Raw genomic sequence first — 24,558 nt, 5'->3', positions numbered from 1 at the left:
AAATCATCCCGCCCGATAAGCCGCCACCGCCACCATCGCCCACGCCGCCAAAAAAGCCGCCCCGCCTATCGGCGTAATCGCCCCCAGCCACTTGACATCCGTAAGCACCAGCACATACAGGCTGCCGCTGAAAATCAGGATGCCCAACAGCATCACGCTGCCCGCCAGGCCCAGCAGCGAAGGGCTGAAACGGGCGAACAGGATAGCGATAAGCAGCATCCCCAGGCCATGTACAAGCTGATACAGCACCGCCGTCTGCCACACCGCCAGCATATCGGGCGAAATCAGGCGTTTCAGGCCATGCGCCCCGAAAGCTCCGGCGCCCACGCCGATCAGCAGCATAAGGGCGCCCGCAATAACAAGTTGACGATCAGTCATTGAACCTTCCTTGACGGTGTGTGTTTAGATACTTGCGCCCTTGGCCAGTCCGCGCGCAATGATGATCTGCTGGATCTGCGATGTGCCCTCGTACAGGCGGAACAGGCGGACATCGCGATAAAAACGCTCGATCGCGTATTCGCTGACATAGCCGGCCCCGCCATGGATCTGCACCGCGCGATCCGCCACCCGTCCGCACATCTCCGTCGAAAAATATTTTGCGCAAGACGCTTCGATGGATACATCGCAGCCATCGTCGCGCTTGCGCGCGGCATCGATCACCATGCATTCGGCGGCATAGAGCTCGGTCTTGCAATCGGCCAGCATGCCTTGCACCAGTTGGAAATCGCTGATCGGGCTGCCGAACTGCTTGCGGTTCATGGCATAGTCCAGGGCATCGCGCAGCATGCGCTTGGCGGCCCCGATGGCCACGGCCGCAATATGCAGGCGGCCTTTGTCCAGCACCTTCATGGCCGTCCTGAAGCCCACGCCCTCGCGATTGCCGATCAAATTGGCGGCGGGGACCTTGCAATTCTCGAATATCACATCGCAGGTGTGCGCCCCTTTCTGCCCCATCTTTTTATCGGGCTTGCCCAGCGACAAACCGGGGGAGCCGGCCTCGACAATGAAGGCCGAAATACCGCCCGCGCCCTTGATGCTGGCGTCGGTGCGCGCCATCACGGTGAATATTCCGGCTTCAGGGGCGTTGGTGATAAAGCGCTTGGTTCCGTTCAGAACATAGAAATCGCCCTCGCGCACGGCTGCGGTGCGCAGGGAGGCCGCGTCCGAACCCGCTTCGGGTTCGGTCAGGGCGAAGGAACCTATCAATTCGCCGCTGGCCAGGCGCGGCAAATAGGCCTGTTTCTGCGCATCCGTGCCGTCCAGGTAAATGCCCATGGCGCCTATCCCGTTATTGGTGCCGATCAGGGAGCGGAATGCCGGAGACGTCTGGCCCAGTTCGAAGGCGATGCGCACTTCCTCTTCCATGGTCACGCCCAGGCCGCCGTATTCTTCGGGCAGCGACAGGCCGAACAGACCCAGCTCTTTCATTTGGGCGACGATGTCGGCCGGGATCAGGTCGGTTTCGGCGACTTCTTCTTCGCGCGGCACAAGCACTTCCCGCACGAAGCGGCGCACGCTGTCTTCCAGCAAGGTTTGGGTTTCGGGATCACGGATCATGGCTGGCTCTTTCGCTGCGTAAAAGATGGTCAAAACCGTACTTTAACAGCCCGCGGCGAGCCCGGTCGGCATGGTGCTATGATGATTTCAGGTGTTTTACACAAGGGTTCAGGCATGCTCGATAGCAGGAGTAAAGCATATGGCTGGCGATAGCGCGATTCTTGAATCCGTCGACAAGGCGGTCATTGCCTCCGTACTGTACCGCCCTGGCTGCGCGCCCGAAAAGGTGCCGCTGGACCGGGTGGATGCAAGCCTGGATACGTCCGGCGGTTTGCTCTGGGTGGGCTTGAAGGATCCCGAGCCCGCCTTGCTGGAGCAAATCGGCGGCCGCCTGGGTTTTTCGCGCAAGGCACTGGAAGAGATCATCTCCGCGCATCGCCGGCCCAAGGTCGTCGAGTACGAGGAGTTGACGCTGATTGTGGCCATTACGGTGGAGGTCGAAAACCTGAAGCCCAGTTTCGGCGACACCCAGATCCTGATCGGCAAGGGATATTTACTGACCGTAAGGCGCGGTGCGACGGCCACCCACCACGAGTTGCGGGAATTGCTGGAAAACTCGCCCGAATTCCTTGGGCGGGGCAGCGATTATGTGGCGTCCGCCCTGCTGGATCTGCTCGTTGACCGCTATGTGGGGGCGCTTTCCAAGCTCGAGGTGGCGGTGGAGGGTATCGAGCAGCAGTTTTTGTTGCGCGGGTTCCGTGAAAGCGACATCAGGCGGCTGTACCGGCAGCGCCGCGACTTGTTGCGCATCCATACGGCCATTGCGCCCATGGCGGAAATATGCCGGCGGCTGTCGCGGGTGGAGATGCGCTACATCGATGCCGATAGCCGGGGTTATTTTGGTGAAGTGGCCGACCGCGTGTTGCGCGCCAACGAGTTCATCAACAGCCTGCGCGAGGCATTGGCCTTCGCCTTTGAAGCCAGCTTGATGATAGGCCAGTCTCAGCAAACCGACACCACCCGCAAGCTGGCGGCATGGGCCGCGATACTGGCGGTCCCCACCGCCGTTGCCGGCGTATACGGCATGAACTTTACGCACATGCCCGAACTGAACTGGACCTACGGCTACCCCATGGTCATGGGGTTTACCTTCGCCGTATGCGGCGTGCTGTACTGGAAATTCAAGAAGTCCAAGTGGCTATAGGCCGCCGGAAGGCGGCAAGCGAGGTGCATCATGAGCTGGGTTACGCATGAAGTGACCAACCAGGTTCCCGATCTGGGCGACTACAACCTGTATGCCAGCGACACGGCGCTGCAAGAGGGCGTCATCCGAGAGGGAGCCCAGGCGCATTGCGAATCGCTCCTGCACTACGGGGAGCGCCTGGGCCTGAAGACAAGCTTTGCGCTGGCGCACGATGCCAATCGTTGCAAGCCCGAGCTGGAGACGCATGACCGGCAGGGCCATCGCGTGGACCAGGTTCGTTTCCATCGCGCCTGGCACCAGTTCGTGCGCATGGCTTTTCTGCAGGGCATGCATAGCGGGGCCTGGTCCTCGCCAGGCTCCGGCGCGCAGGTGGCCCGGGCGGCGGCCTATCTTATGCACGGGCAGGTCGAGGCGGGGTCGCTGTGCCCCGTCACCATGACCTCGGCGGCGATACCCCTGCTGCAGAAGGAGGATTGGTTCGATTCGGTTTCCGCGCTCCTGTATTCCCCGCGGTACGACGAGCATGATGCGCCGCTGTCGCGCAAGACGTCCATGATGGTGGGCATGGGCATGACCGAAAAGCAGGGCGGCTCCGATTTGCGCGGCATCACCACGCGGGCCGAGCCCTTGGGGCAGCCTGGACGCGGGCAGCCCTATCGCCTGATCGGGCACAAATGGTTTTTCTCGTCTCCCATGTCCGATGCGCATCTGGTGCTGGCCAGGCACGGCGAAGCCCATTCCTGTTTTTATGTGCCCCGCTGGCTGGACGACGGCAGCAAGAACCCGGTGCATATCCAGCGGCTGAAGAACAAGCTGGGCAATGCATCCAATGCCAGCGTCGAGGTCGAGTTCCATGACGCCACGGGCGTGATGGTCGGCGAAGAGGGACGCGGCATTTCCATCCTGGTCGAGATGGCGTCGTATACCCGGCTGGATTGCGTATTGGGAAGCGCGGCGCTGCTCCGGCAAGCTGTCGTGCAGGCTTTGCATCATGCGCGCCATCGGCTTGCCTTCGGCCACCCGCTGATACGGCAGCCGCTCATGCAAAGCGTGTTGATGGACCTGGTTCTGGAAAGCGAGGCGGCCACCGCCCTGGCCTTGCGTCTTGCCCGCGCCTTCGATCCGCCCGGCGATATGCTGGATCAAGCCTATCGCCGCATCCTCACCCCGGCGGCGAAATTCTGGGTGTGCAAGCGGGCGATAGAGGCGGCGGCTGAATGCATGGAGGTATGGGGCGGCAACGGTTATATCGAGGATGGCCCCATGGCAAGGCTGTATCGCGAGGCGCCGGTCAACTCCATATGGGAAGGGTCGGGCAACGTCATGTGCCTGGATGTGCTGCGGGGGCTGAAGCGGCATCCCGAGCTTGCGCAGGCCCTGTTCGCGTCCCTGGAGCAGGACAGCGCCGATGAGCCCCTTCTGAAGGAGCGCTTGCGGCATCTGCAGTCCGTGTTGGCCGCGAGCGGCCCCGATCTGGAAGCGGCGGCTCGTTATATCGCGCAGGAGCTGGTGCTGCTGGTCCAGGCCGGCCTGCTGCGCCGGCATGCGCCGCAGGGAGTGGCCGATTCCTTTGTGCAAAGCCGCTATGAGGGCCCCGGAGGGCGCGTCTACGGATCGGCCCCCTCGCCCCTGGCTCTGAACAGCGTGCTGGAGCGCGCCTGGCCGGTTTGATCAGGGCCTGTGATTCAGCGGCTGGGTTCAATCCGCCTTTCGCCATGCGGGATAGCCGCATACCGGGTCAACCCGCTATTACAGACCGCTTCCAGCCCCTATAATCGACCGGGCCGGGCCGGCTTGCAGCCTGCGCGCATGGGCTTGCATCGATACGGGGAATGAGTGAACAGTGTGATCAATTTAGTGCTGCGCAGGCTGACCGCCGCCCTGATGGCCAAGCGTTGGACCAGGGTGCTGGCGCTGGCCGTGGCGGCGGGGCTGGCGATGGCCGGCGTCATGGATTTTCACGAGCCGGCCGCCCAGGCCCGCTCCACGCCGGCGGGCGCTGCGGCCGAATCAGGCCGCTACGAACTGACCGGGCGCGTGGTCCGCGTCGCCGATGGCGATACTTTCAATCTATTGGTACAAGGCAAGCAGCAGCGCGTGCGGCTGGCCAGCATCGATGCGCCCGAGGTAAGCAAAGACCGCGAACGGCCCGGCCAGGCCTATGCGCAAGCGTCCAAAGAAGCGCTGGCCGCCTTGATCGCCGGCAAGACTCTTACCGTTTTGTGCTTTGAACGCGATCGCTACGAGCGGAATATCTGCGACGTGCCGCTGGAAGACGGAACGACGGCCAACCGGAAACAGGTTCAAGACGGCATGGCTTGGGCAAATATGGAGGGGCGCGGAAAATTCATGCGTGACGGCAAACTGCCCGAATTGGAACAGCAGGCCAAGCGCCAGCGCCAGGGGGTCTGGCAACAGCCCGATCCGGTTCCGCCATGGGTATGGCGCTATCAATGCTGGCAGAAGCAGCGGTGCTAGGCGCGGGAATTTTGTTGCGCGGCCTGGCGGCGATCTTGGTGGCTGTGGCGGCGGGTCTGCTGGCAGGCTGTTCGCCGCAACCGGTAAACAGCCCTTATGCCGTTGGGCAGGAGCAGGCCAACGTGCTGTATACGGCGTTTACCCAGCGTTCGCCCAAATACCTGGATCCGGCCAGTTCATATTCAACCGACGAGACCCCGTTCACTTATTCGATCTATGAGCCGCTGTACGGCTACGATTACCTGGCGCGGCCGTACGTCCTGGTGCCCCGGGCCGCGGCATCCATCGACCCGCCCGCCTATTTCGACAAGGACGGCCGGCCCCTGCCGGCCGATGCGCCCGGCCAGGATGTGGCTGTCAGCGTCTACGATATCCGCATCAAGCCGGGCATCCTATTCCAGCCGCATCCCGCCTTTGCCCGCAATGCGGCGGGCGGCTATGCCTACTGGCCCATAGCGCCCGGCCAGCTCGAGAACAAATTCGGCATGGACGATTTCGAGCAGACCGGAACGCGCGAACTGCTCGCCGATGATTATGTGTACGCGTTCAGGCGGCTGGCCAGCCCGCGTGTCGTTTCGCCCATATATGGCGTGATGGCCGAACACATCGTGGGCATGCGCGATTACGGCGATCGCCTGAAGCAAGCGGACCAGGCGCTGCGCGCGCAAGCCGACCCGGATCGCGCGCACGCGTGGCTGGACTTGCGCCAAGAAGGTTTCGAGGGCGTGCGGGCGATCGACGATCACACCTTGCGCATCAAGGTCATCGGCAAGTATCCCCAATTCAAGTATTGGCTGGCCATGACATTCACCGCGCCCATACCTTGGGAGGCCGACCGTTTTTACCATCAGCCCGGCATGGCCGAGCATAATCTGTCCTTGAACACCTGGCCCGTGGGCACGGGACCCTACATGCTGACGGAATCCATTGCGAACCGCCGCCACGTCCTGCAGCGCAACCCAAACTTCCGGGGCGAGCCCTATCCCTGCCGCGGCGAGCCCGGCGATCGGCAGGAAGGCCTGCTGGACGATTGCGGCAAGCTTACTCCCTTCATCGACCGCATCGTCTTTTCGCTGGAGAAGGAAAGCGTGCCGCTCATGGGCAAGTTTCTTCAAGGCTATTACGACATACCGCAGGTCGATCGGGGCGACTATGGCGTGGCCATGCGGGTGGCGGCGGGGGATTCCCGGGACAAGGCATCGCTGTACCGGGATCATGGCTTGCAACTGCGCAGTTCCACCGAAGCGCAGCTTTACTATCTGGGTTTCAATTGGCTGGACCCGGTCCTGGGGCAGGGCGATACGCCCGAGCAGCAGGAAAAGAACCGCAAGCTCAGGCAGGCGATCAGCATTGCCTTCGACTGGGAGCAGTTCGTGTCCATTTTCCAGAATGATGAGGCGCAAGTGGCATACGGGCCGGTGCCGCCCGGTGTACTGGGCTACCAGGATCTGCCCGAAGGGCTGAACCGCCAGGTATATACGCTGGAAAACGGCCGGGCGGTCAGAAGGCCGCTGGAGGATGCCAAGCGCCTGCTCAGCGAAGCCGGCTATCCGGACGGCCGCAGCGCCCAGACCGGCAAGCCCCTGATCCTGTATTTCGATTCGGCCGGCGGCATGGGCTCCAGTGCGATGCTGGACTGGATGCGCCGGCAACTGGCGGCGTTGAACGTGCAGCTTGAAGTGCGCGCCACCGATTACAACCGTTTCCAGGACAAGATGCGCAATGGCAGCGCGCAGATGTATATGTGGGGATGGGTGGCCGACTATCCGGATGCCGAGAATTTCCTGTTCTTGCTGTATGGCCCGAATTCCAAGGCCGCCAAAGGCGGCGAGAACGCCTCGAACTACAGCAACCCCGAATTCGACCGCCTGTTCGAACAGATGCGTTTCCTGGATGACGGCCCCGAGAAGGAAAAGCTGGTGCACAAGATGGTGGCCATCGTCCAGGCCGATGCGCCCTGGATGTTCGGCTATTTCCCCAAATCGGGCGGCGCCTATCAGGCCTGGGTGGGCAACGCCAAGCCCACGCAGATGGTGCGCAATACCTTGCAGTATTACCGTATCGATCCAGCCTTGCGCGCACAAAAGATAAAAGAATGGAATGCGCCCGTATGGTGGCCTTTGTGGCTGCTGGCCGCCCTGCTGGCGGCGGGCGGCGTGATGGCGTGGCAGGTGGCGCGCCGCCGGGACAAGGCGCCCGCCCTGGCGGCCACCGATTTTGCGGAGCGGCCATGATCCGATATATTGCGCGCCGGCTGGTGTACGGCATTTTCATTCTGATCGGCGTGAACCTGCTTACCTTCGTGCTGTTCTTCGCCGTCAATACGCCCGACGATATGGCGCGTCTTGCCATAGGCGGCCAGCGCGTCAGCCAGGGAGCCATCGAGCGCTGGAAAGCCGAGCGCGGCTACGACAAGCCGCTGTTTTTCAACGCCGAAGCCCAGGGGGCCGAACAATGGACGGATACGATATTCGCAGCGCGTTCCGTTCCCTTGCTGCGTTTCGATTTCGGCTTTTCAGACGAGGGCCGCGACATCGGACATGAAATCGGGGAACGCATGGGACCCAGCCTGGCGCTGGCCCTGCCCACTTTTGCGCTGGGCTTGTTCGTTTGCATCGCCTTCGCCTTGATGCTGGTGTTCTTCAAGGGCAGCCGGCTGGATTTCGCGGGCGTGGTCCTTTGCGTGGTCCTGCTGTCGATCTCGGGGCTGTTCTACATCATTGCCGGGCAATGGATGTTTGCCAAGATCCTGCGCTGGGTGCCGTACTCGGGCTATGTGGACGGCTGGGGCAGCTTGCGTTTCCTGGTCCTGCCGGTGCTGGTCGGCATCATTTCCAGTCTGGGCTCGCAAGCGCGTTTCTACCGAACCCTGTTCCTGGAAGAGGCGGGCAAGGATTATGTCCGCACGGCGCGCGCCAAGGGTTTGTCCGAAAGAGTGGTGCTATTCAGGCATATATTGCGCAACGCCATGCTGCCCATCCTGACCGGGACGGTTTCCGCCATTCCGCTGCTGTTCATGGGCAGCCTTATATCCGAATCGTTTTTCGGGATTCCGGGGCTGGGCAGCTACACCATAGACGCCATCAATGCGCAGGACTTCTCCATAGTCAGGGCCATGGTGTTCCTGGGCTCGGCCTTGTATATCGTCGGCCTGATACTGGCCGACATCTCGTACACGCTTGCCGACCCCCGGGTCCGTTTCGAGTAGCCGCCCATGCCCAAATTCATTTTCCTGTGGACCGATATCTTTATTTTTCTGCTGGTGGCGGCCATGCTTGCCTATGGCTGGCGCATACGGGGCAGCGCATCGCTGCGTTCCGCGTGGGGCAGCGTCGCCAGGACACCTTCCGCCATGTGCGCGGCGGTCGTGCTTTCGGGTTTCGCCGTGATCGGAGTGCTCGACTCGATACACTATCGGCCCTTGCTGCCGCCCGTGCAGGTGGACGGCCCGCAGGCGCGGGAGCCGGCGCCGATCTATTCCCCGGTGCTGCGTTCAGCGCTGGACGACCTGTTGTCGCTGACCCAACTGGCGCAGCGCGAGAAAACCTATTCGGCGCCGCTGGCGATACGGCAGTTCGTCAAGGAAACCGAAATCATCGATGGACGTCCCGTACGCGATTTCCCACGATTGAAGCATGCGGGGCTGTTGTTGGACGATCCCTCCGGCCATGCGGACGATATCACCGTCCGTCTGTTGCGTGGCGTTGCCGCGGGCCTGGCCGCCTCGGCGCTGGCGGCAGTCTTTCTGACCCTGGGCCACCTGGGAGGACAGCGCGGCCCGGCGCGCGCCGCGAAGGCATGGTGGCGCGGCGAGTCGGGCGTGCCATGGCGGGCCATGTGGATCACCTCCAGCATAATCCTGCTGCTGGCCTGCGTCGCGCTGGCATTGGGCGCCGACTACCATGTCCTGGGTACGGACAGGACCGGCAACGACGTATTGTGGCAATGCCTGAAAAGCATACGCACCGCGCTGGTCATCGGTACGCTGACCACGCTGGCCATGCTGCCGCCGGCGCTGGGCTTCGGCATTGCCGCCGGCTACTTCAAGGGCCGGGTCGATGATGTCATCCAGTACATCTACACCACGCTGACCTCCATTCCCGGCGTGCTTCTTATCGCGGCTTGCGTCCTCATGATGCAGGTCTACATCGACAACAATCCCGGCATGTTCGACACGGTCGCGTCGCGCGCCGATCTGCGCTTGTTCCTGCTGTGCATGATATTGGGCCTGACCGGATGGGCCGGCTTGTGCCGCATGCTGCGAGCGGAAACCCTGAAACTGCGCGAACTGGAGTACGTGCAGGCCGCAAGAGCCTTCGGCATAGGCCATTGGCGCATCATGCGGCGCCATCTGCTGCCCAATCTCATGCACATCGTGCTGATAACGATGGTGCTGGAGTTTTCCGGCCTGGTCCTGTACGAGGCGGTCCTGTCCTACCTGGGCATAGGGGTGGACCCCAGCACGCCTTCTTTTGGCACCATGATCGATGCGGCGCGGCTGGAAATGTCGCGGGATCCGATGATCTGGTGGAATTTGCTGGGCGCTTTCGTATTTCTGCTTGCGCTGGTGTTGTCGGCCAATATTTTCGCGGATGCGGTTCAGGATGCATTCGATCCGCGCATGCGCCGCTTCCGGCCCGCTCGCCTTGCGCCGGCGGCCCTGGCTGGCGCAGCGGCCGTCCCGCCCGCGCCGCGGGGTCCGGAAAGCAAAGGTAGCCGCTCATGAACGAATTCATACCCGCGTCAGCCGGCCCCGCCGATGTGGACACGGTCTTGTCGGTCGACGGCCTGTCTGTTCAGATAGCCGGCGATGGCGGCCTGACCCAAGCGGTGAAATCGCTGCAGTTGACCATAGACCGTGGGCAAACCTTTGCCTTGGTGGGCGAGTCGGGTTGCGGCAAGAGCATGACGGCCCTGGCCTTGCTGCGCTTGCTGCCCGATGCCGGAATGATTTCCGCCGGACGCGTGCATCTGGGGCCAGTTGAGCTGAACGGTCTTTCGGAGCGGGGCATGCGCCAGGTGCGCGGCGGCCAGATAGGCATTATTTTCCAGGAACCGTCCACCAGCCTGAACCCGGTCATGACGGTAAGGCAGCAGCTGTTCGAAACCTTGCGCGCGCATACCCGCTATCGCGGCAAGGCCCTGGCCGACAGGGCGGTCTGGTGGCTGCGCCGGGTAGGCATCCCCGAGGCGGACAAACGGCTGAACGATTATCCCTTCCAGTTTTCCGGTGGGCAGAAGCAGCGCATCATGATCGCCATTGCATTGGCGGCCGAACCCAGGCTCTTGATTGCCGATGAGCCCACCACCGCGCTGGACGTCACGGTGCAGGCGCAGATACTGGACCTGCTGGCCGACATCCAGAAAGAGATGGGCCTGGCTATCATGCTGATCACCCACGACCTGGCTGTGGTGAAGAACGTGGCCGACTACGTGGCCTTGATGCGCGCCGGCGAGATTGTGGAAACCGTGGATGCGGCCAGCTTTTTCGCCGCACCGCGCCATCCCTATGCGCGTCAGTTGCTTGCCGCCATTCCCACCTTCGCCAAGCGCGGAAAGCCCCTGTCGGCCCAGGAGGGCGGGTCGAAACCCCTACCCGCGCGTCCGGCCGCTCCTGTTCCTGCCGAACCCCTGCTCAGCGTCAGGAACCTGTCTGTGGCCTACAGTCGCAAACGCAGCTTGTGGACGCGGTCGCAGGGCGACATTGCCGTGGTGAACGATGTTTCGTTCGACCTGCATGCCGGCCAGACGCTGGCGCTGCTGGGCGAATCGGGCTGCGGCAAGACCACTACCGCGAAGGCCTTGCTGCGCCTGCTGGACAAACAGGCCGTGGTGGGCGGCGAGGCCATCCTGGATGGCGTAAACCTGCTTGCCGCCAGCGGGCAGGCCCTTCGCCGTTTGCGGCGGACCATGCAGATCGTTTTTCAGGATCCCTATGCCTCGCTGGACCCGCGCATGCTGGTGGGCGAGATACTGGATGAAGGCATTGCCGCCTTGCGGCCCGAACGCAGCCGGGCGCAGCGCCAGGCCCGGATCCGCGACTTGCTGGACAGGGTGGGCCTGCCCGCCAACACCGCCGAGCGTTATCCCCACGAATTTTCCGGCGGACAGCGCCAGCGCGTGGCCATTGCGCGTGCGCTGGCGGTCGAGCCGCGGGTGCTGATCTGCGATGAGCCCACTTCCGCGCTCGATGTATCGGTACAAGCGCAAATCCTTGATCTGCTCAAGGCCTTGCAGGCTGAATTCAATGTTGCCTATTTATTCATCACTCATAATTTTGGCGTCGTCGAATACCTGTCCGATCATATCGCCATCATGCACCAGGGGCGTATCATCGAGATGGGCCCGACCGAAACGGTGTTGCGGTCCCCTGAGCATTCCGAGACTCGCCGGCTGCTGGCCGCGGTGCCGCGCCTTTAGGGCGCGCCATCGCGCTACCCTATAATCCAGTCGCCGGCCGGTTTTTCGAGGCGCCGGCGACTTGAATTTGGGCTTGACGCCCGCATATGGGTGTTATGTCACTAAAAGTTTTCGATCTTCAATGCGAGCAGGGCCATGTCTTCGAGGGCTGGTTCGGCTCCGACGGCAGTTATGAAACCCAGCAGGCTCGGGGGCTGTTGAGCTGCCCGGTGTGCAATAGCGGCCGCGTCAGCAAGAAGCTCTCGGCGCCCAGGCTGAATGTAAGCCATATACGCAACCCAGCGGCGCCGGCGGCCCAATCTTCCGCGGACGGCAAGCCCGCCACGGCTGTGGCCGCGCCGGCGACGGAGCAACTGGTTCAACTACAGGCGGAAATCCTGCGTCACATACGCCACATGGTGCGCAATACCGAGAATGTCGGAGACCGTTTCGCCCAGGAGGCGCGGCTGATGCACGAGGGCGAGGCGCAGGAGCGCGCCATACGCGGCACGGCCACACCTGAAGAACGGGAGGAATTGATGCAGGAAGGCATTGCCGTCATGCCCATACCCGACTTCCTTGATGACGACCGCCTGCAATAGGCGGCGGGCAGCCGCTTATTGCGCTGGCGTATTTCGGTTTCAGATCAATTGTCAACGCGAAGGCTAAGCGCGGGCGGTGCATTTGCACGGCAAGCGCAGCCGACATAGTTCACGGTTGAATCGAAATTACATTACGCGGCTGCGGTATTCGCCCGTGCGGGTGTCGATTTCGATCTTGTCGCCGATATTGCAGAACAGCGGTACGGCCACTTCCATGCCGGTATTGGTCTTGGCGGGCTTGAGCACCTTGCCCGAAGTATCGCCCTTGACGGCCGGTTCGGTGTAAGTGATCTCGCGTACGACTATGGTCGGCAAGGCCACCGAGATGGCGCGTCCGTCGTAGAACACGACTTCGACCTTCATGCCTTCTTCCAGGTAGTCCAGTGCTTCGCCCATGCTTTCGGCTTCGACTTCGTACTGATTGTATTCTTCGTCCATGAAGACATACATGGGATCGGCGTAGTAGGAATAGGTGCATTCCCTGTTTTCGAGCACAACCAGTTCGAATTTTTCGTCGGCCTTGGAGACCGATTCGCTGCCCGAGCCGGTAAGCAGATTCTTGAACTTCAGCTTCACGACGGCCGAGTTGCGGCCCGATTTGTTGTATTCGGCCTTTTGGACGACGAGCGGCTCGCTGCCCACCATGACTACGTTTCCAACGCGCAATTCTTGTGCGGTTTTCATATTTTAAAAAAACTCCGGGGGTTTAATTGCTCCGCCAGATGCCTGCCGGGCCGGAGCATGACTTACAAAACCTGTTATTTTAACTCTTTCGTTGTTGCCGCGCGCAAAAGTCCGACAGCGAGTGGGCCAAATCCTTTCGTCCGGCCAATTCCGCGGCCCAGCTTGCCGCGGCGGCCTGCCAGCCGGTCCAGTCCGGCGGCTGTAGCGCTTGACTGAGCAGCCGCAAGCAATCCTCTGCATTCCCGTTATTCCAGCTTGTCATCAAGCGCCTGATTTCCGGCCCGAATTGCGACCGCGCCAGCCAGGCTTCAAGTTTGATCATGTGCGCATTGCCGTCCTGGGGATAAATTTGCCAGATCAGTGGCTTGCCCGCCCACAACGCCCGGACCAGGGAGTCCTCGCCCCGCACGCAATTCAGATCGCTGCTCCACAGCAGGCGGTCGAAGCCGTCCTGGTCGATGAAGGGCATTTCATGCACATGGACGGCGCCATGCTGCCCGCGCTCAAGGGCGGGGCAGACCCCCGACGGCACTAGAACCACCGCGCCCTGGTTCTGCATTTGCAGGGCCTCCAGAAGAGCCTGCGCGGGCGCGTCGGGATAGCTGAACAAAAGGACTTGGCGGGCGCCTTGATGCAAAACGTCTATTTGTGCTTGCGGCAGGCCGACAAGGCGCAGCAATTCTTCGCGCCGGGCCGGATCGGCTTGCCAACGGTCCCTTTGTGCAAGCAGGCCGGGCTCGCGCAGCAGGCCTCCGGTTCTCTCGGTAAAGCCCGGGAAGAAAAAGGCTTTGCGCAAGCCACTGGCTTGCACCGACGGCAAGGCATGGCAGGATTCCACCCATTTTTCCGCGCTCAGGTATTCCAGGTTGATCCACAGGCTGTTTTGCCCGATCATGCGTCCGACAAAATCCGCCGGCGGATCGCAGGCGAAGGCCTCGATCACCACATCCATGGGAGCCAGCGCGGGTGGCTGATCCGTCCAATGTACGATGTCCACGCCCTTTACGGTTTGTTGTTCCGCTTTGGGGTCGACCTCGGGCTCGATCCGCGCGAAACTGCGCAGATCGTCGACCCACAGGCGTACAGGGTATCGCCCCGGTGGAGCCGCCAGTTGCCTGGACAGGCGCCAGCACACGCCGATGTCGCCGAAGTTATCGACGACCCGGCAGAAAATATCGAACGAAAGGCTGGACATTCAGTGGAAATGAATGGGTCCGAGGTCGGTTTCTTCGGGCAGTTCGGGGTGCAGCATTTCACCCAGGGGATTGGGGAAGTGCGGCGCGCCGCAATCGTCGCAGAATTCCGCCGGATAGATGCCGGGCAGGCGGCGCACGTCGGCGACCCCCATTTCCTTGAGCAGCGCGGCGACCTCGTCGGGCACGTCTATGTGCCCCGCTTCCAAGCCGTCGGCCAAGGCCTCTTCCTTGCTTAGCACGGGCCAGATGCAGCCGTATACCACTTCATTGCTCAGCCGGGTCGAGAAGCCTATGCGGTATTCCTCGACGCTGGATTCCCCGCAGCCGGCGATCACCGCCCGCAGTTCGCCGCCCGACAGGTGCGCGGCGGTCTGCAGCCAGGTGACGGCCGCTTTCAGAGCCAGAGGGCGTATGCGGCGGTCGGCTTCGCGGCTGTTTACATAGTAGGCGTCGGGCTGCAGATATTCGACGTGGCAGCCGGTAAAAAGGGCGGCCAGGGCGTCCGCGCAGGCGGCGGACCAATCCTCATGGCATTGCTGGCGCGATGGAAAGCTGTTGTCTTCCTGGCGAACCTGCCAGCGGAACAGGGCTTGCCCCTTGGGAACCGCGATCACGCCCACCACGAAACGGGCATCGGCCAGCATGCCTTCGGAATCGGAAGGCTGCCCCAGCGGGCATGGCTCGTTGGCCAGGCTTAATGCCTGGAGGGCCAGGCGCTGTGTCCAGTTGCGGGTTTCCTGGAAGGACTGCGGCATCTGGTCGAAGTTGACCAGGCGGGGAATGAGGGCAAGGCGGGCGCCTGGAGCGGCGATATGCGCCGCCAACCGGGACGCCAGCGCGCCGGCCTGGTCCTGCGTCAGTTCGCCTTCGGGCAACTGGTAGCGCGTCCAGGCGACAATGGGCGCGGAGAACAGCAGAGCATCGTAATCGCCGCCGTCCAGAGCGACCGTGGTGGATTCGGACAGCGTCTCGGCTTGTTCGACCAGGATTTCATAGGCGTTGATATCACTGGCAAGCAGGTAGTCGAGCGTGGTCTCCACGGTCTTGTTTTTCTTGCCCAGCAGCAGTTTGTTCAATTGGTCGCCAAGCAGGTTTTCCCAATAAATGTCCTCGAGCCGGCTTCCGGATCGGGCAAGGGCTTCTGTAAGGGCAAGAAGGCGCTGGGCGTCTCGGCTCAGGCGGGATGGCGAAGTGACAGGCATACGAGGCATAAGGCAGGCTGATTTGGTGAAAATCCAGGGCCTGTTAACGTTAACAAGCCCTAGTGTAACGCCGTCCCCGTCCTGACGGGCAGGGCCATGCGTAAAGGAAATCCCTGGCGCGCCGTCGGGCGCGCCAGGGATTTGGAGAAACCGCGGATACGGGCGGGATCAGGCAGCCAACAGCTCGCGCAGAACGTAGGGCAGAATGCCGCCGTGCAGATAGTAGTCGACTTCCGTCGCCGTATCGATGCGCAGCAGCATGGAGACTTCCTGTTTGCTGCCGTCCTTGCGGTGTATGGTCAGCGTGACATCCTGTTGCGGACGGATGCTGGCTTCAATGCCGGAGACGTCATAGGTTTCCTCGCCCGTGATTCCCAGTGTATCCACGCTGTCGCTGCCCTTGAACTGAAGGGGCAGCACGCCCATGCCGACCAGGTTGCTGCGGTGGATGCGCTCGAAGCTGCGCGCCACCACGGCCTTGACGCCCAGAAGCTGCGTGCCTTTGGCCGCCCAGTCGCGCGATGAGCCGGTGCCGTATTCCTCGCCGGCGAACACAATGGTCGGCACGTCGGATGCCACGTATTTCATGGCCGCGTCGTAAATGGAGAGGCGTTCGCCGCTGGGCTGATACAAGGTTTCGCCGCCCTCGTAGCGGCTGCCGTCGGGCAGCGCCGGAATCATCAGGTTCTTGATGCGCACGTTGGCGAAGGTGCCGCGCATCATGATCTCGTGGTTGCCGCGGCGCGAGCCGTAGCTATTGAAGTCCTGTTTCATGACGCCGTGCGCCTTGAGCCATTCGCCGGCAGGCGAGGTTTCCTTGATGGAACCGGCCGGCGAAATGTGGTCGGTCGTGACCGAGTCGCCGAACACCGCTAGGGCGCGCGCGTCCTTGACGACGGGCATGGCCGCCGGCCGCATTTCAAAGTCCTGGAAGAAGGGCGGTTCGGCGATGTAGGTGGACTGTGGCCAATTGTAGACTTCGCCTTGCACGCCTGATATGTTTTTCCAGAGTTCGCCCGGGTTGGATTTGATCTCGGCGTAGTTGCTGCGGAAAACGGCGGGGTCCATTGCCTTGCCCATCAAGGCCTGGACTTCGGCGTTGGAGGGCCAGATGTCGCCCAGCCAGACGTCGCCGTTCTTGCCCTGGCCGACCGGCTCGGTCATGAGGTCGCGCAGCACCGTTCCGGCCAGCGCATAAGCGACGACCAGGGGCGGCGAAGCCAGGAAGTTGGCCTTGATGTTGGGGTGGATGCGCGCTTCGAAGTTGCGGTTGCCCGAGAGCACGGCGGAGCAGACCAGGCCGTTCTGGATGATGGCTTCGTTCAGGTCGGGTGTCAGGTCGCCGGCGTTGCCGATGCAGGTGGTACAGCCGTAGGCGGCCACGTCGAAGCCCAGCTTTTCCAGATAGGGCAGCAGCCCGGTCTTGGTCAGATAGTCGGTGACGACGCGCGAGCCGGGAGCCAGCGAGGTCTTGATGTGTTTGGGCACGGTCAGGCCCGCCTCGACCGCCTTCTTGGCCATCAGGCCGGCTGCCAGCAATACGCTGGGGTTGGATGTGTTGGTGCAGGATGTAATGGCGGCGATAAGAATGTCGCCGTTCTTGACCTTGGTGCCGGCGCTGGTCGTGAAGACCTGGTGCATTTTCTCGGGGGGCTGGTTGAAGCCGGCCGCAGACTGCTCGGAATACAGCCGGGTGTAGGTGTTCTTGACGTCGCCCAGCTCGATGCGGTCCTGGGGACGCTTGGGGCCGGCTAGCGAAGGGGTGACTGTGGAAAGATCCAGGGTGACCATCTGCGTATAGGCGATGTCCTTGGCGGCGGGCACTCCATACATGCCCTGAGCCTTGAAGTAAGCCTTCAGCGCCTCGATCTCGTCCTGGCTGCGGCCGGTGCCCTTGAAGTATTCGATGGTGCGGTCGTCGACCGGGAAGAAGCCCATGGTGGCGCCGTATTCGGGCGACATATTTCCAATGGTGGCCCGGTCGGTGACCGACAGGCTGGATGTGCCCGGGCCGCAGAACTCCACGAACTTGCCCACGACCTTCTGCTTGCGCAGCAGTTCGGTGATCGTCAGAACCAGGTCGGTGGCCGTTACACCGCCGCGCAGTTCGCCGGTAAGCTCGACCCCGACGACGTCCGGGGTAAGAATGTACACGGGCTGGCCCAGCATGCCGGCTTCGGCCTCGATGCCGCCCACGCCCCAGCCGACGACGCCGATGCCGTTGATCATGGTGGTATGGCTGTCGGTGCCCACCAGAGTGTCGGGGTAGTAGACGTTATTGGCGGCATCGTAATGTACGCCGCGCGCCAGGTGTTCCAGGTTGACCTGGTGGACGATGCCAAAGCCCGGGGGAACGACGCCGAAGGTGTCGAAGGCCTGCATGCCCCATTTCATGAACTGATAGCGTTCCTGGTTGCGCTTGAACTCCAGCTTCATGTTCAGGTCCAGCGCGTCCTTGGTGCCGAAGTAGTCGATCATCACCGAGTGGTCGACGACCAGGTCCACAGGAACCATGGGCTCGATGCGCTTGGGATCCTTGCCCATCTTGGCGGCGACCGAGCGCATGGCGGCGATGTCGGCCAGCAGCGGCACGCCGGTGAAATCCTGCAGGACGACACGGGCAACGACGAAGGGGATTTCGGTATTGCGCTGGGCGCGCGGCTTCCAGCCGGCCAATTGCTTGACGTGCTTTTCGGTGATTTTCTTGCCGTCGCAATTGCGCAGAACCGATTCCAGGACGATGCGTATCGATACCGGCAGGCGCTGGATGTCGATGCCCAGCGTTTTGCCTAGCGCCGGCAGAGAATAGAACTGGGCTGATTTCCGCCCGACCTTGAACTTTTGTAAGCTGTTGAACGTGTTATGCGACATAAGAGCTCCAGGATGGTTTAAGGGCTTGTCGGCCGGCGAGTGTGCAGCCAGTGTATTGCTAGCGGTATTTTAGGCCTGATTGAACAAGTTTTGGGACTCCAAAATAAAAGCCCCCGACATGCGGCGTCGGGGGCCTGGACTACAGGGGCTGACGCCGCCTTATACGCTGACCGAGTCGGCGATTTCCTTGAAATCCTCGATCTGGTCAAAGTTCATGTAGCGGTAGATCTCGCTGCTGTTTGCGTCCAGCACGCCCACGGCTTCCATATATTCGGCACGGGTCGGGATACGGCCCAGGCGCGAGCAGATGGCGGCCAGCTCGGCGGAACCCAGGAACACATTGGAGTTCTTGCCCAGGCGGTTCGGGAAGTTGCGTGTGCTGGTCGACATGACCGTCGCGCCTTCGCGCACCTGGGCCTGGTTGCCCATGCACAGCGAGCAGCCGGGCATTTCCATGCGCGCGCCCGCGCTGCCCAGCACACCGTAATGGCCTTCCTCGGTAAGCTGCTTCTGGTCCATCTTGGTAGGCGGAGCGACCCATAGCTTGGAGGGCATGTCGCGCTTGCCTTCCAGCAGCTTGGAGGCGGCGCGGAAGTGGCCGATATTGGTCATGCAGCTGCCGATGAACACTTCATCGATGACGGTGCCCGAAACATCGGACAGCGTTTTCACATCATCCGGATCGTTGGGGCAGGCGACGATGGGCTCATGGATATCGGCCAGGTCGATCTCGATGACCGCGGCGTATTCCGCATCGGCGTCGGGTTCGAGCAATTGCGGGTTGGCCAGCCAGGCCTCCATGGCCTTGATGCGGCGGCCCAGGGTGCGTTCGTCTTCGTAGCCGTTGGCGATCATCCACTTCAGCAAGGTGATGTTGCTGTTGATGTATTCGATGATGGGCTCTTTGTTCAGGCGCACGCTGCAGCCTGCGGCGGAGCGTTCGGCCGATGCGTCGGAGAGCTCGAACGCCTGTTCGACCTTCAGGTCGGGCAAGCCTTCGATTTCAAGGATGCGGCCCGAGAAAATATTTTTCTTGCCTTGCTTGGCCACGGTCAGCAGGCCCTGCTTGATGGCATAGAGCGGAATGGCGCTGACCAGGTCGCGCAGGGTGACGCCAGGCTGCATTTTGCCCTTGAAGCGCACCAGGACCGATTCGGGCATGTCCAGCGGCATGACGCCGGTCGCGGCCGCGAAGGCCACCAGTCCGGAGCCGGCGGGGAAGCTGATGCCGATGGGGAAGCGCGTGTGCGAGTCGCCGCCTGTGCCGACGGTGTCGGGCAGGAGCATGCGGTTCAACCACGAGTGGATGATGCCGTCGCCGGGGCGCAGCGATACGCCGCCGCGCGTGCTGATGAAGGCTGGCAGCTCGTGATGGGTCTTGACGTCGACGGGCTTGGGATAGGCGGCGGTATGGCAGAAGGACTGCATGACCAAGTCGGCCGAGAAGCCCAGGCAGGCCAGATCCTTGAGTTCGTCGCGGGTCATGGGGCCGGTGGTGTCCTGGCTGCCGACCGAGGTCATCCGGGGTTCGCAGTAGGTGCCGGCGCGCACGCCCTTGCCTTCGGGCAGGCCGCAGGCGCGGCCGACCATCTTCTGGGCCAGCGTGTAGCCCTTGCCGGTATCGGCCGGGTTTTGCGGCAGGCGGAACAAGGTCGAGGGCGCCAGGCCCAGGGCCTCGCGGGCTTTTGCCGTCAGGCCGCGGCCGATGATCAGAGGAATGCGGCCGCCGGCGCGCGCTTCGTCGAACAGCACGTCGGACTTGACCTTGAATTCGGCGATGACTTCGCCATTCTTCAAGGCCCGGCCCTCGTAGGGGCGCAGTTCGATGACATCGCCCATGTTCATCTTGGACACATCCAGTTCGATGGGCAGCGCGCCGGCATCTTCCATGGTGTTGTAGAAAATGGGGGCGATCTTGTTGCCCAGGCAAACGCCGCCGAAACGTTTGTTCGGCACGAAGGGGATGTCTTCGCCGGTATGCCAGAGCACCGAGTTGGTGGCGGACTTGCGCGAGGAGCCCGTGCCGACCACATCGCCCACATAGGCGACCAGATGGCCTTTTTGCTTCAGGCTTTCGATGAATTTGATGGGGCCGATCTTGCCGGCTTCATCGGGCTGTATGCCTTCGCGCGGGTTCTTGAGCATGGCCAGGGCATGCAGGGGGATATCGGGGCGGCTCCAGGCGTCGGGCGCCGGCGACAGATCGTCGGTATTGGTTTCGCCGGTGACCTTGAACACCGTCAGGGTCAGGCTTTCGGGCACTTCGGGACGGCTGGTGAACCATTCGGCGTCGGCCCAGCTTTGCAGGATGGCGCGCGCATTGGCGTTGCCCTTGTCGGCCTTGTCCTTGATGTCGTGGAAGGCGTCGAACACCAGCAGTGTTTTCTTGAGCGCTTCGGCGGCGACCGCGCCCAGTTCCGCGTTGTCCAGCAATTCGACCAGGGGGCTGATGTTGTAGCCGCCCAGCATGGTGCCCAGCAGTTCGGTGGCGCGCTTGCGGTCGATCAGGGCACAGGTTTCCTTGCCCAGGGCAACGGCGGCCAGGTAGGACGCTTTAACCTTGGCGGCGTCGTCCACGCCGGCCGGCACGCGGTGCGTGAGCAGGTCGAGCAGGAAGCTTTCTTCACCAGCGGGCGGGGCTTTGATCAGCTCGATCAGCTCGGCTGTCTGCTGCGCCGAAAGAGGAAGAGGAGGAATGCCCGACGCGGCGCGTTCGGCAACGTGTTGACGATATGATTCCAGCATGATGCATGCCCTTTGGGTCGAGGTTTGTAGGAATGGCTCTATGCCTTCGATTGTAGAAGGAAGCCGGTCCGGAGGCAAATGTCTTATATCTTATATAAGACATAAGAACGACATCTGTGGCTTTACGGTCAAAAAACTTTGGGGGCGCTTAAAAACGGCCCCCGGTTTTTCAGGCCACGAGGTCTTCGTATTGTTTATGGCGCCTTATATACGCCGCAACGTAGGAGCACAGGGGGCGAACGCTCCAGCCTTGTTCCCGGGCGGTGTCGAGCGCCGCTTTGGCCAGGTCGGCGGCAATGCCGCGCCCGCCCACGGCCTCGGGCACGCCGGTGTGCGTAATGGCCATGACGCCATTCTGGAGCTGGTAGTCCAGCACGCTCAGCATGCCGTCTTCGATCCATTCGAAACGCTGTTGGGCAAGATTGTGTTGGACTGCTCGGCTCATAAGCGGTAAAGCTCCTTTGGGTGCTGGAAGGTCGTCAGACCATTGTAAGCAGGATCAGCGCCCAGAGCACCAGCAAGGCGATCAGGCCCACAAGGCAGCCGCCCCAGAATCCGATCAGCGGCCACTTCAGGCGGGTGGAAAGCTCATCGGGCTGAACATGGGACAGCAGGCGGTTGGCCTGTCCGACGATCCAGAAATTGGATTTCGGAAAGCTGATGCGCAAAAAATAATCCAGCAAGATGGCGGCGCGTATGGACAAGGGATAGCGTTCCCACGATTGCTTGTCCAGGTAGGGATGGCGCAGAGCCTGATTGGTAACGCGAATGCGGAACAGGAAAAGAAACACGCCGCACACCACGCAGGTCAGCAGGCAGGCGACAAGCAGGGTGAAGGTGAAGGGCAGGGCATAGAACGCAAAGGTCTCGAACATATCAATGGGCCGGAACAGCCGGAATTAACTAAAAAAGCCCCTGGATGATGCGCAAGGGGCGCGTGGCGCAATGGAAGAGCGGATCCGTGCCATTTAATCATACTGGCACAATGATTTCCGTCAGATCGTATATAAGTCCACGTATTCGTGTACAGGCATGGCTTCCAGCGTTTTGCTGTCCAGCGAGGCATCAAGAATTTGCCGCTGCTGCCGGGGCGGGAAGCGGCGCGTCAGGTTTGTCTGGAATTTGTCCATCAGCAAAGGAATGCCTTCGTTGCGGCGCAGCCTGTGGCCGATGGGGAATTCGCACACGACCTCGTCCAGCGCGCTGCCGTCGTGGAATGTCACGGTCAGCGCGTTGGCGATAGAGCGCTTTTCGGGATCGTGGTAATCGGCCGTGAACCCGGGGTCTTCCACACAGGTGATCTTGTCGCGCAAGGCGTCGATACGCGGGTCCGAGGCCACGGCGTCTTCGTAGTCGGCGGCGGTGAGCCGTCCGAAGATAAGGGGCACGGCCACCATGTACTGAATGCAGTGATCGCGGTCCGCCGGGTTGTTCAGCGGACCCTTCTTGTCGATGATGCGTATGCAGGCTTCATGCGTGCGTATGGTGATGCTCTTGATGTCGCCTTCGGTCTTGTCCGCGGCCGCCAGCGCGCCGTGAATTTTCATCGCGCATTCCACCGCTGTCTGGGCATGGAATTCGGCCGGATACGATATCTTGAACAGTATGTTCTCCATGACGTAGCTGCCGTAGGGACGCTGGAACTTGAATTCCCGTCCCTTGAACAGCACGTCGTAAAAGCCCCAGGTCTTGGCGGTCAGCGCCGAGGGATAGCCCATCTCGCCGGTTCCGGCCATGAGCGCCAGCCGCAGGCCCCGGCTGGTCGCATCGCCCGCAGCCCAGCTCTTGCGGCTGCCTGTATTGGGCGCATGCCGATAGGTGCGCAGGCTTTGGCCGTCCACCCAGGCCAGCGACACCGCGTTTAGGGTCTCATCGCGGCTCAGTCCCAGCAGTTGGGAAATCACGGCGGTCGACGCAACCTTGACCAGCACGACGTGATCCAGTCCCACCTTGTTGAAGGAGTTTTCCAGCGCTATGCAGCCCTGGATCTCGTGTGCCTTGATCATGGCCGTCAGTACGGCGCGCATGGTAAGCGCGGGCTTGCCGGCCGCCACGGCGCTGCGCGAGAGCCAGTCGGCGCATGCCAGGATGCCGCCCAGGTTATCGGAGGGGTGGCCCCATTCCGCCGCCAGCCAGGTATCGTTGAAATCCAGCCAGCGGATCATGGCGCCGATATTGAAGGCGGCCTGGACGGGATCAAGCTGGAATTGCGTGCCCGGCACCCGGGCGCCATTGGGCACGATCGTGCCCGGCGCGATGGGACCCAGCAGCTTGGTGCAGGCCGGATATTCAAGGGCTTCCAGCCCGCAGCCCAGCGTGTCGAGCAGGCACAGGCGGGCGGTTTCATACGCAAGCTCGGAGTCGACAGGATAGTCGCGGACGTAGTCGACGATATCGGTCAGGACTTTGTCCCATTCGGGACGCTGGCTGGGTTTCATGCTGGGGTGGCCTCCGGTTGAGCGGCGCCTGCCCCTGGAACCTAGAGTGCGTCGCCGGGTACGCGGACCCAGCCTTCCATCAGGACCCTGGCGCTGCGGCTCATGATGGCCTTGGTCACCGTCCATTCCTGGCCTTTCCGGCTGGCTTCCGCTCCCACCCGCAAGGTGCCGGAGGGATGTCCAAAGCATACTGCGTTGCGTACGCCGCCGCCAGCCGCCAGGTTCACCAAGGTGCCCGGCACTGCCGCGGCCGTGGCGATGGCGACGGCCGCCGTACCCATCATGGCATGGTGCAGCTTGCCCATGGATACGGCCCGCACCAGCACGTCGATGTCGCCGGAGGCGATGGGCTTGCCGCTGGACGAGACGTAATCGGCGGGTTCAGCCACGAAAGCCACCTTGGGCGTGTGCTGGCGTTTGGCGGCTTCATCGATATGCTCGATCAGGCCCATGCGCAGGGCGCCGTGCGCGCGTATGGCTTCAAGCATCGCCAAAGCCTTGCTGTCGCCGTTGATGGCTTCCTGCAATTCGGTGCCGGTGTAGCCGATATCCCGGGCGTTGACGAAGATGGTGGGTATGCCAGCATTGATAAGAGTGGCTTTCAGCGTTCCGACGCCGGGCACGTCCAGGTCGTCGACCAGTGCGCCGGTCGGGAACATCGAGCCGCCCGCGCCGTCTTCCTCGGCGGCGGGGTCCATGAACTCAAGCCTTACCTCGGCGGCGGGGAAGGTAACGCCGTCCAGTTCGAAGTCGCCGGTTTCCTGCACCTGGCCCTGGGTGATGGGCACATGCGCGACGATGGTCTTGCCGATATTCGCCTGCCAGATGCGCACGACCGCCACGCCGTCCCGTGGAACTCGGTCGGCATCGACCAGTCCGTTGGCGATGGCGAAAGGCCCCACGGCGGCCGAGAGATTGCCGCAGTTGCCGCTCCAGTCGATAAACGGCTTGTCGATGGATACCTGGCCGAACAGATAGTCGACGTCGTGATCGGGCCTGCCGCTTTTGGACAGGATGACCGTCTTGCTGGTGCTGGAGGTGGCGCCGCCCATGCCGTCGGTGTGCTTGCCATAGGGATCGGGACTGCCTATCACCCGCAGCAGCAGGGCGTCGCGCGCCGCACCGGGCGCCTGCGCGGCCTGGGGAAGGTCTTGCAGGCGGAAGAACACGCCTTTACTGGTGCCGCCGCGCATATAGGTAGCCGGCACTTTGATCTGGGCTGCGTGTGTCATGGGGTGTCTC

19 protein-coding genes are annotated in these 24,558 nt (G+C 62.3%); 8 read left to right on the top strand and 11 right to left on the bottom strand.

The annotated features are described in order from the left end of the window. Nucleotides 1-3: 3 nt before the first annotated feature. A complete protein-coding gene (locus tag V0R37_RS00670; RefSeq protein ID WP_420372653.1) occupies nt 4-378 on the bottom strand; it encodes a DUF423 domain-containing protein in 375 nt (124 codons plus the stop codon). Nucleotides 379-402: 24 nt separating this feature from the next. Further along, nucleotides 403-1,557, bottom strand: coding sequence for an acyl-CoA dehydrogenase family protein (locus V0R37_RS00665; protein ID WP_420372652.1), 1,155 nt, complete (start codon nt 1,555-1,557; stop codon nt 403-405). Nucleotides 1,558-1,696: 139 nt separating this feature from the next. On the opposite strand from V0R37_RS00665, the gene V0R37_RS00660 reads away from it, so the two are divergent. The 8 genes from V0R37_RS00660 to V0R37_RS00625 all read left to right on the top strand — a co-directional run bounded on the left by V0R37_RS00660 (nt 1,697) and on the right by V0R37_RS00625 (nt 12,180). Further along, the gene (locus tag V0R37_RS00660) at nt 1,697-2,701 is read left to right on the top strand and encodes a magnesium and cobalt transport protein CorA (RefSeq protein WP_420372651.1); all 1,005 of its coding nucleotides are present in this window, start codon (nt 1,697-1,699) and stop codon (nt 2,699-2,701) included. Nucleotides 2,702-2,731: 30 nt separating this feature from the next. Beyond that, entirely contained in the window at nt 2,732-4,372 is a 1,641-nt protein-coding gene (locus V0R37_RS00655; RefSeq protein ID WP_420372650.1) for an isovaleryl-CoA dehydrogenase, read from the top strand. A 174-nt stretch (nt 4,373-4,546) separates the two neighbouring features. Continuing rightward, nucleotides 4,547-5,179, top strand: coding sequence for a thermonuclease family protein (locus V0R37_RS00650; protein ID WP_420372649.1), 633 nt, complete (start codon nt 4,547-4,549; stop codon nt 5,177-5,179). After that, on the top strand, nt 5,173-7,413 hold the full coding sequence (locus tag V0R37_RS00645; RefSeq protein ID WP_420373113.1) for an ABC transporter substrate-binding protein: 2,241 nt from the start codon (nt 5,173-5,175) through the stop codon (nt 7,411-7,413). Before V0R37_RS00650 ends, V0R37_RS00645 begins: the two co-directional genes overlap by 7 nt. Next, nucleotides 7,410-8,387: an ABC transporter permease gene (locus V0R37_RS00640; RefSeq protein ID WP_420372648.1), complete on the top strand. Its 978-nt coding sequence runs from the start codon at nt 7,410-7,412 to the stop codon at nt 8,385-8,387. Before V0R37_RS00645 ends, V0R37_RS00640 begins: the two co-directional genes overlap by 4 nt. Before the next feature lie 6 nt (nt 8,388-8,393). Continuing rightward, complete coding sequence (locus V0R37_RS00635) at nt 8,394-9,905, top strand: ABC transporter permease (RefSeq protein WP_420372647.1); 1,512 nt, start codon at nt 8,394-8,396, stop codon at nt 9,903-9,905. Beyond that, nucleotides 9,902-11,599 carry an ABC transporter ATP-binding protein gene (locus V0R37_RS00630; protein WP_420372646.1) on the top strand — a complete coding sequence of 566 codons (1,698 nt, stop codon included), beginning with the start codon at nt 9,902-9,904 and terminating at the stop codon, nt 11,597-11,599. The genes V0R37_RS00635 and V0R37_RS00630 overlap by 4 nt, the downstream gene beginning before the upstream one ends. Nucleotides 11,600-11,694: 95 nt before the next feature. Next, complete coding sequence (locus V0R37_RS00625; RefSeq protein WP_420372645.1) at nt 11,695-12,180, top strand: DUF1178 family protein; 486 nt, start codon at nt 11,695-11,697, stop codon at nt 12,178-12,180. A gap of 126 nt (nt 12,181-12,306) precedes the next feature. On the opposite strand, the gene efp is transcribed toward V0R37_RS00625, so the two are convergent. From efp to prpF, 9 genes are all read right to left on the bottom strand, one after another. Then, nucleotides 12,307-12,864, bottom strand: a complete 558-nt coding sequence (efp, locus tag V0R37_RS00620; RefSeq protein ID WP_420372644.1) for an elongation factor P — start codon at nt 12,862-12,864, stop codon at nt 12,307-12,309. 79 nt (nt 12,865-12,943) lie between these two features. Beyond that, nucleotides 12,944-14,059: an elongation factor P maturation arginine rhamnosyltransferase EarP gene (gene earP, locus V0R37_RS00615; RefSeq protein ID WP_420372643.1), complete on the bottom strand. Its 1,116-nt coding sequence runs from the start codon at nt 14,057-14,059 to the stop codon at nt 12,944-12,946. Beyond that, nucleotides 14,060-15,271 carry a DUF2863 family protein gene (locus tag V0R37_RS00610; RefSeq protein ID WP_420372642.1) on the bottom strand — a complete coding sequence of 404 codons (1,212 nt, stop codon included), beginning with the start codon at nt 15,269-15,271 and terminating at the stop codon, nt 14,060-14,062. It abuts the gene before it with no gap. A gap of 159 nt (nt 15,272-15,430) precedes the next feature. Beyond that, nucleotides 15,431-18,133: an aconitate hydratase AcnA gene (gene acnA / locus V0R37_RS00605; protein ID WP_420372641.1), complete on the bottom strand. Its 2,703-nt coding sequence runs from the start codon at nt 18,131-18,133 to the stop codon at nt 15,431-15,433. Nucleotides 18,134-18,292: 159 nt separating this feature from the next. Continuing rightward, nucleotides 18,293-20,878, bottom strand: coding sequence for a bifunctional aconitate hydratase 2/2-methylisocitrate dehydratase (gene acnB, locus V0R37_RS00600; RefSeq protein ID WP_420372640.1), 2,586 nt, complete (start codon nt 20,876-20,878; stop codon nt 18,293-18,295). A 169-nt stretch (nt 20,879-21,047) separates the two neighbouring features. Continuing rightward, nucleotides 21,048-21,323, bottom strand: coding sequence for a GNAT family N-acetyltransferase (locus V0R37_RS00595; RefSeq protein WP_420372639.1), 276 nt, complete (start codon nt 21,321-21,323; stop codon nt 21,048-21,050). 34 nt (nt 21,324-21,357) lie between these two features. Further along, nucleotides 21,358-21,753, bottom strand: a complete 396-nt coding sequence (locus V0R37_RS00590; protein WP_420372638.1) for a hypothetical protein — start codon at nt 21,751-21,753, stop codon at nt 21,358-21,360. A 120-nt stretch (nt 21,754-21,873) separates the two neighbouring features. Further along, entirely contained in the window at nt 21,874-23,316 is a 1,443-nt protein-coding gene (locus V0R37_RS00585; protein ID WP_420372637.1) for a bifunctional 2-methylcitrate dehydratase/aconitate hydratase, read from the bottom strand. Nucleotides 23,317-23,357: 41 nt separating this feature from the next. Continuing rightward, nucleotides 23,358-24,548, bottom strand: a complete 1,191-nt coding sequence (prpF, locus tag V0R37_RS00580) for a 2-methylaconitate cis-trans isomerase PrpF (RefSeq protein WP_420372636.1) — start codon at nt 24,546-24,548, stop codon at nt 23,358-23,360. Nucleotides 24,549-24,558 lie beyond the last annotated feature (10 nt).

Origin of the sequence: Pollutimonas rozaliensis (genome assembly GCF_048751585.1) — a bacterium.
Taxonomy (GTDB): domain Bacteria; phylum Pseudomonadota; class Gammaproteobacteria; order Burkholderiales; family Burkholderiaceae_B.
This window is presented reverse-complemented; position numbering and strand designations above follow the sequence as displayed.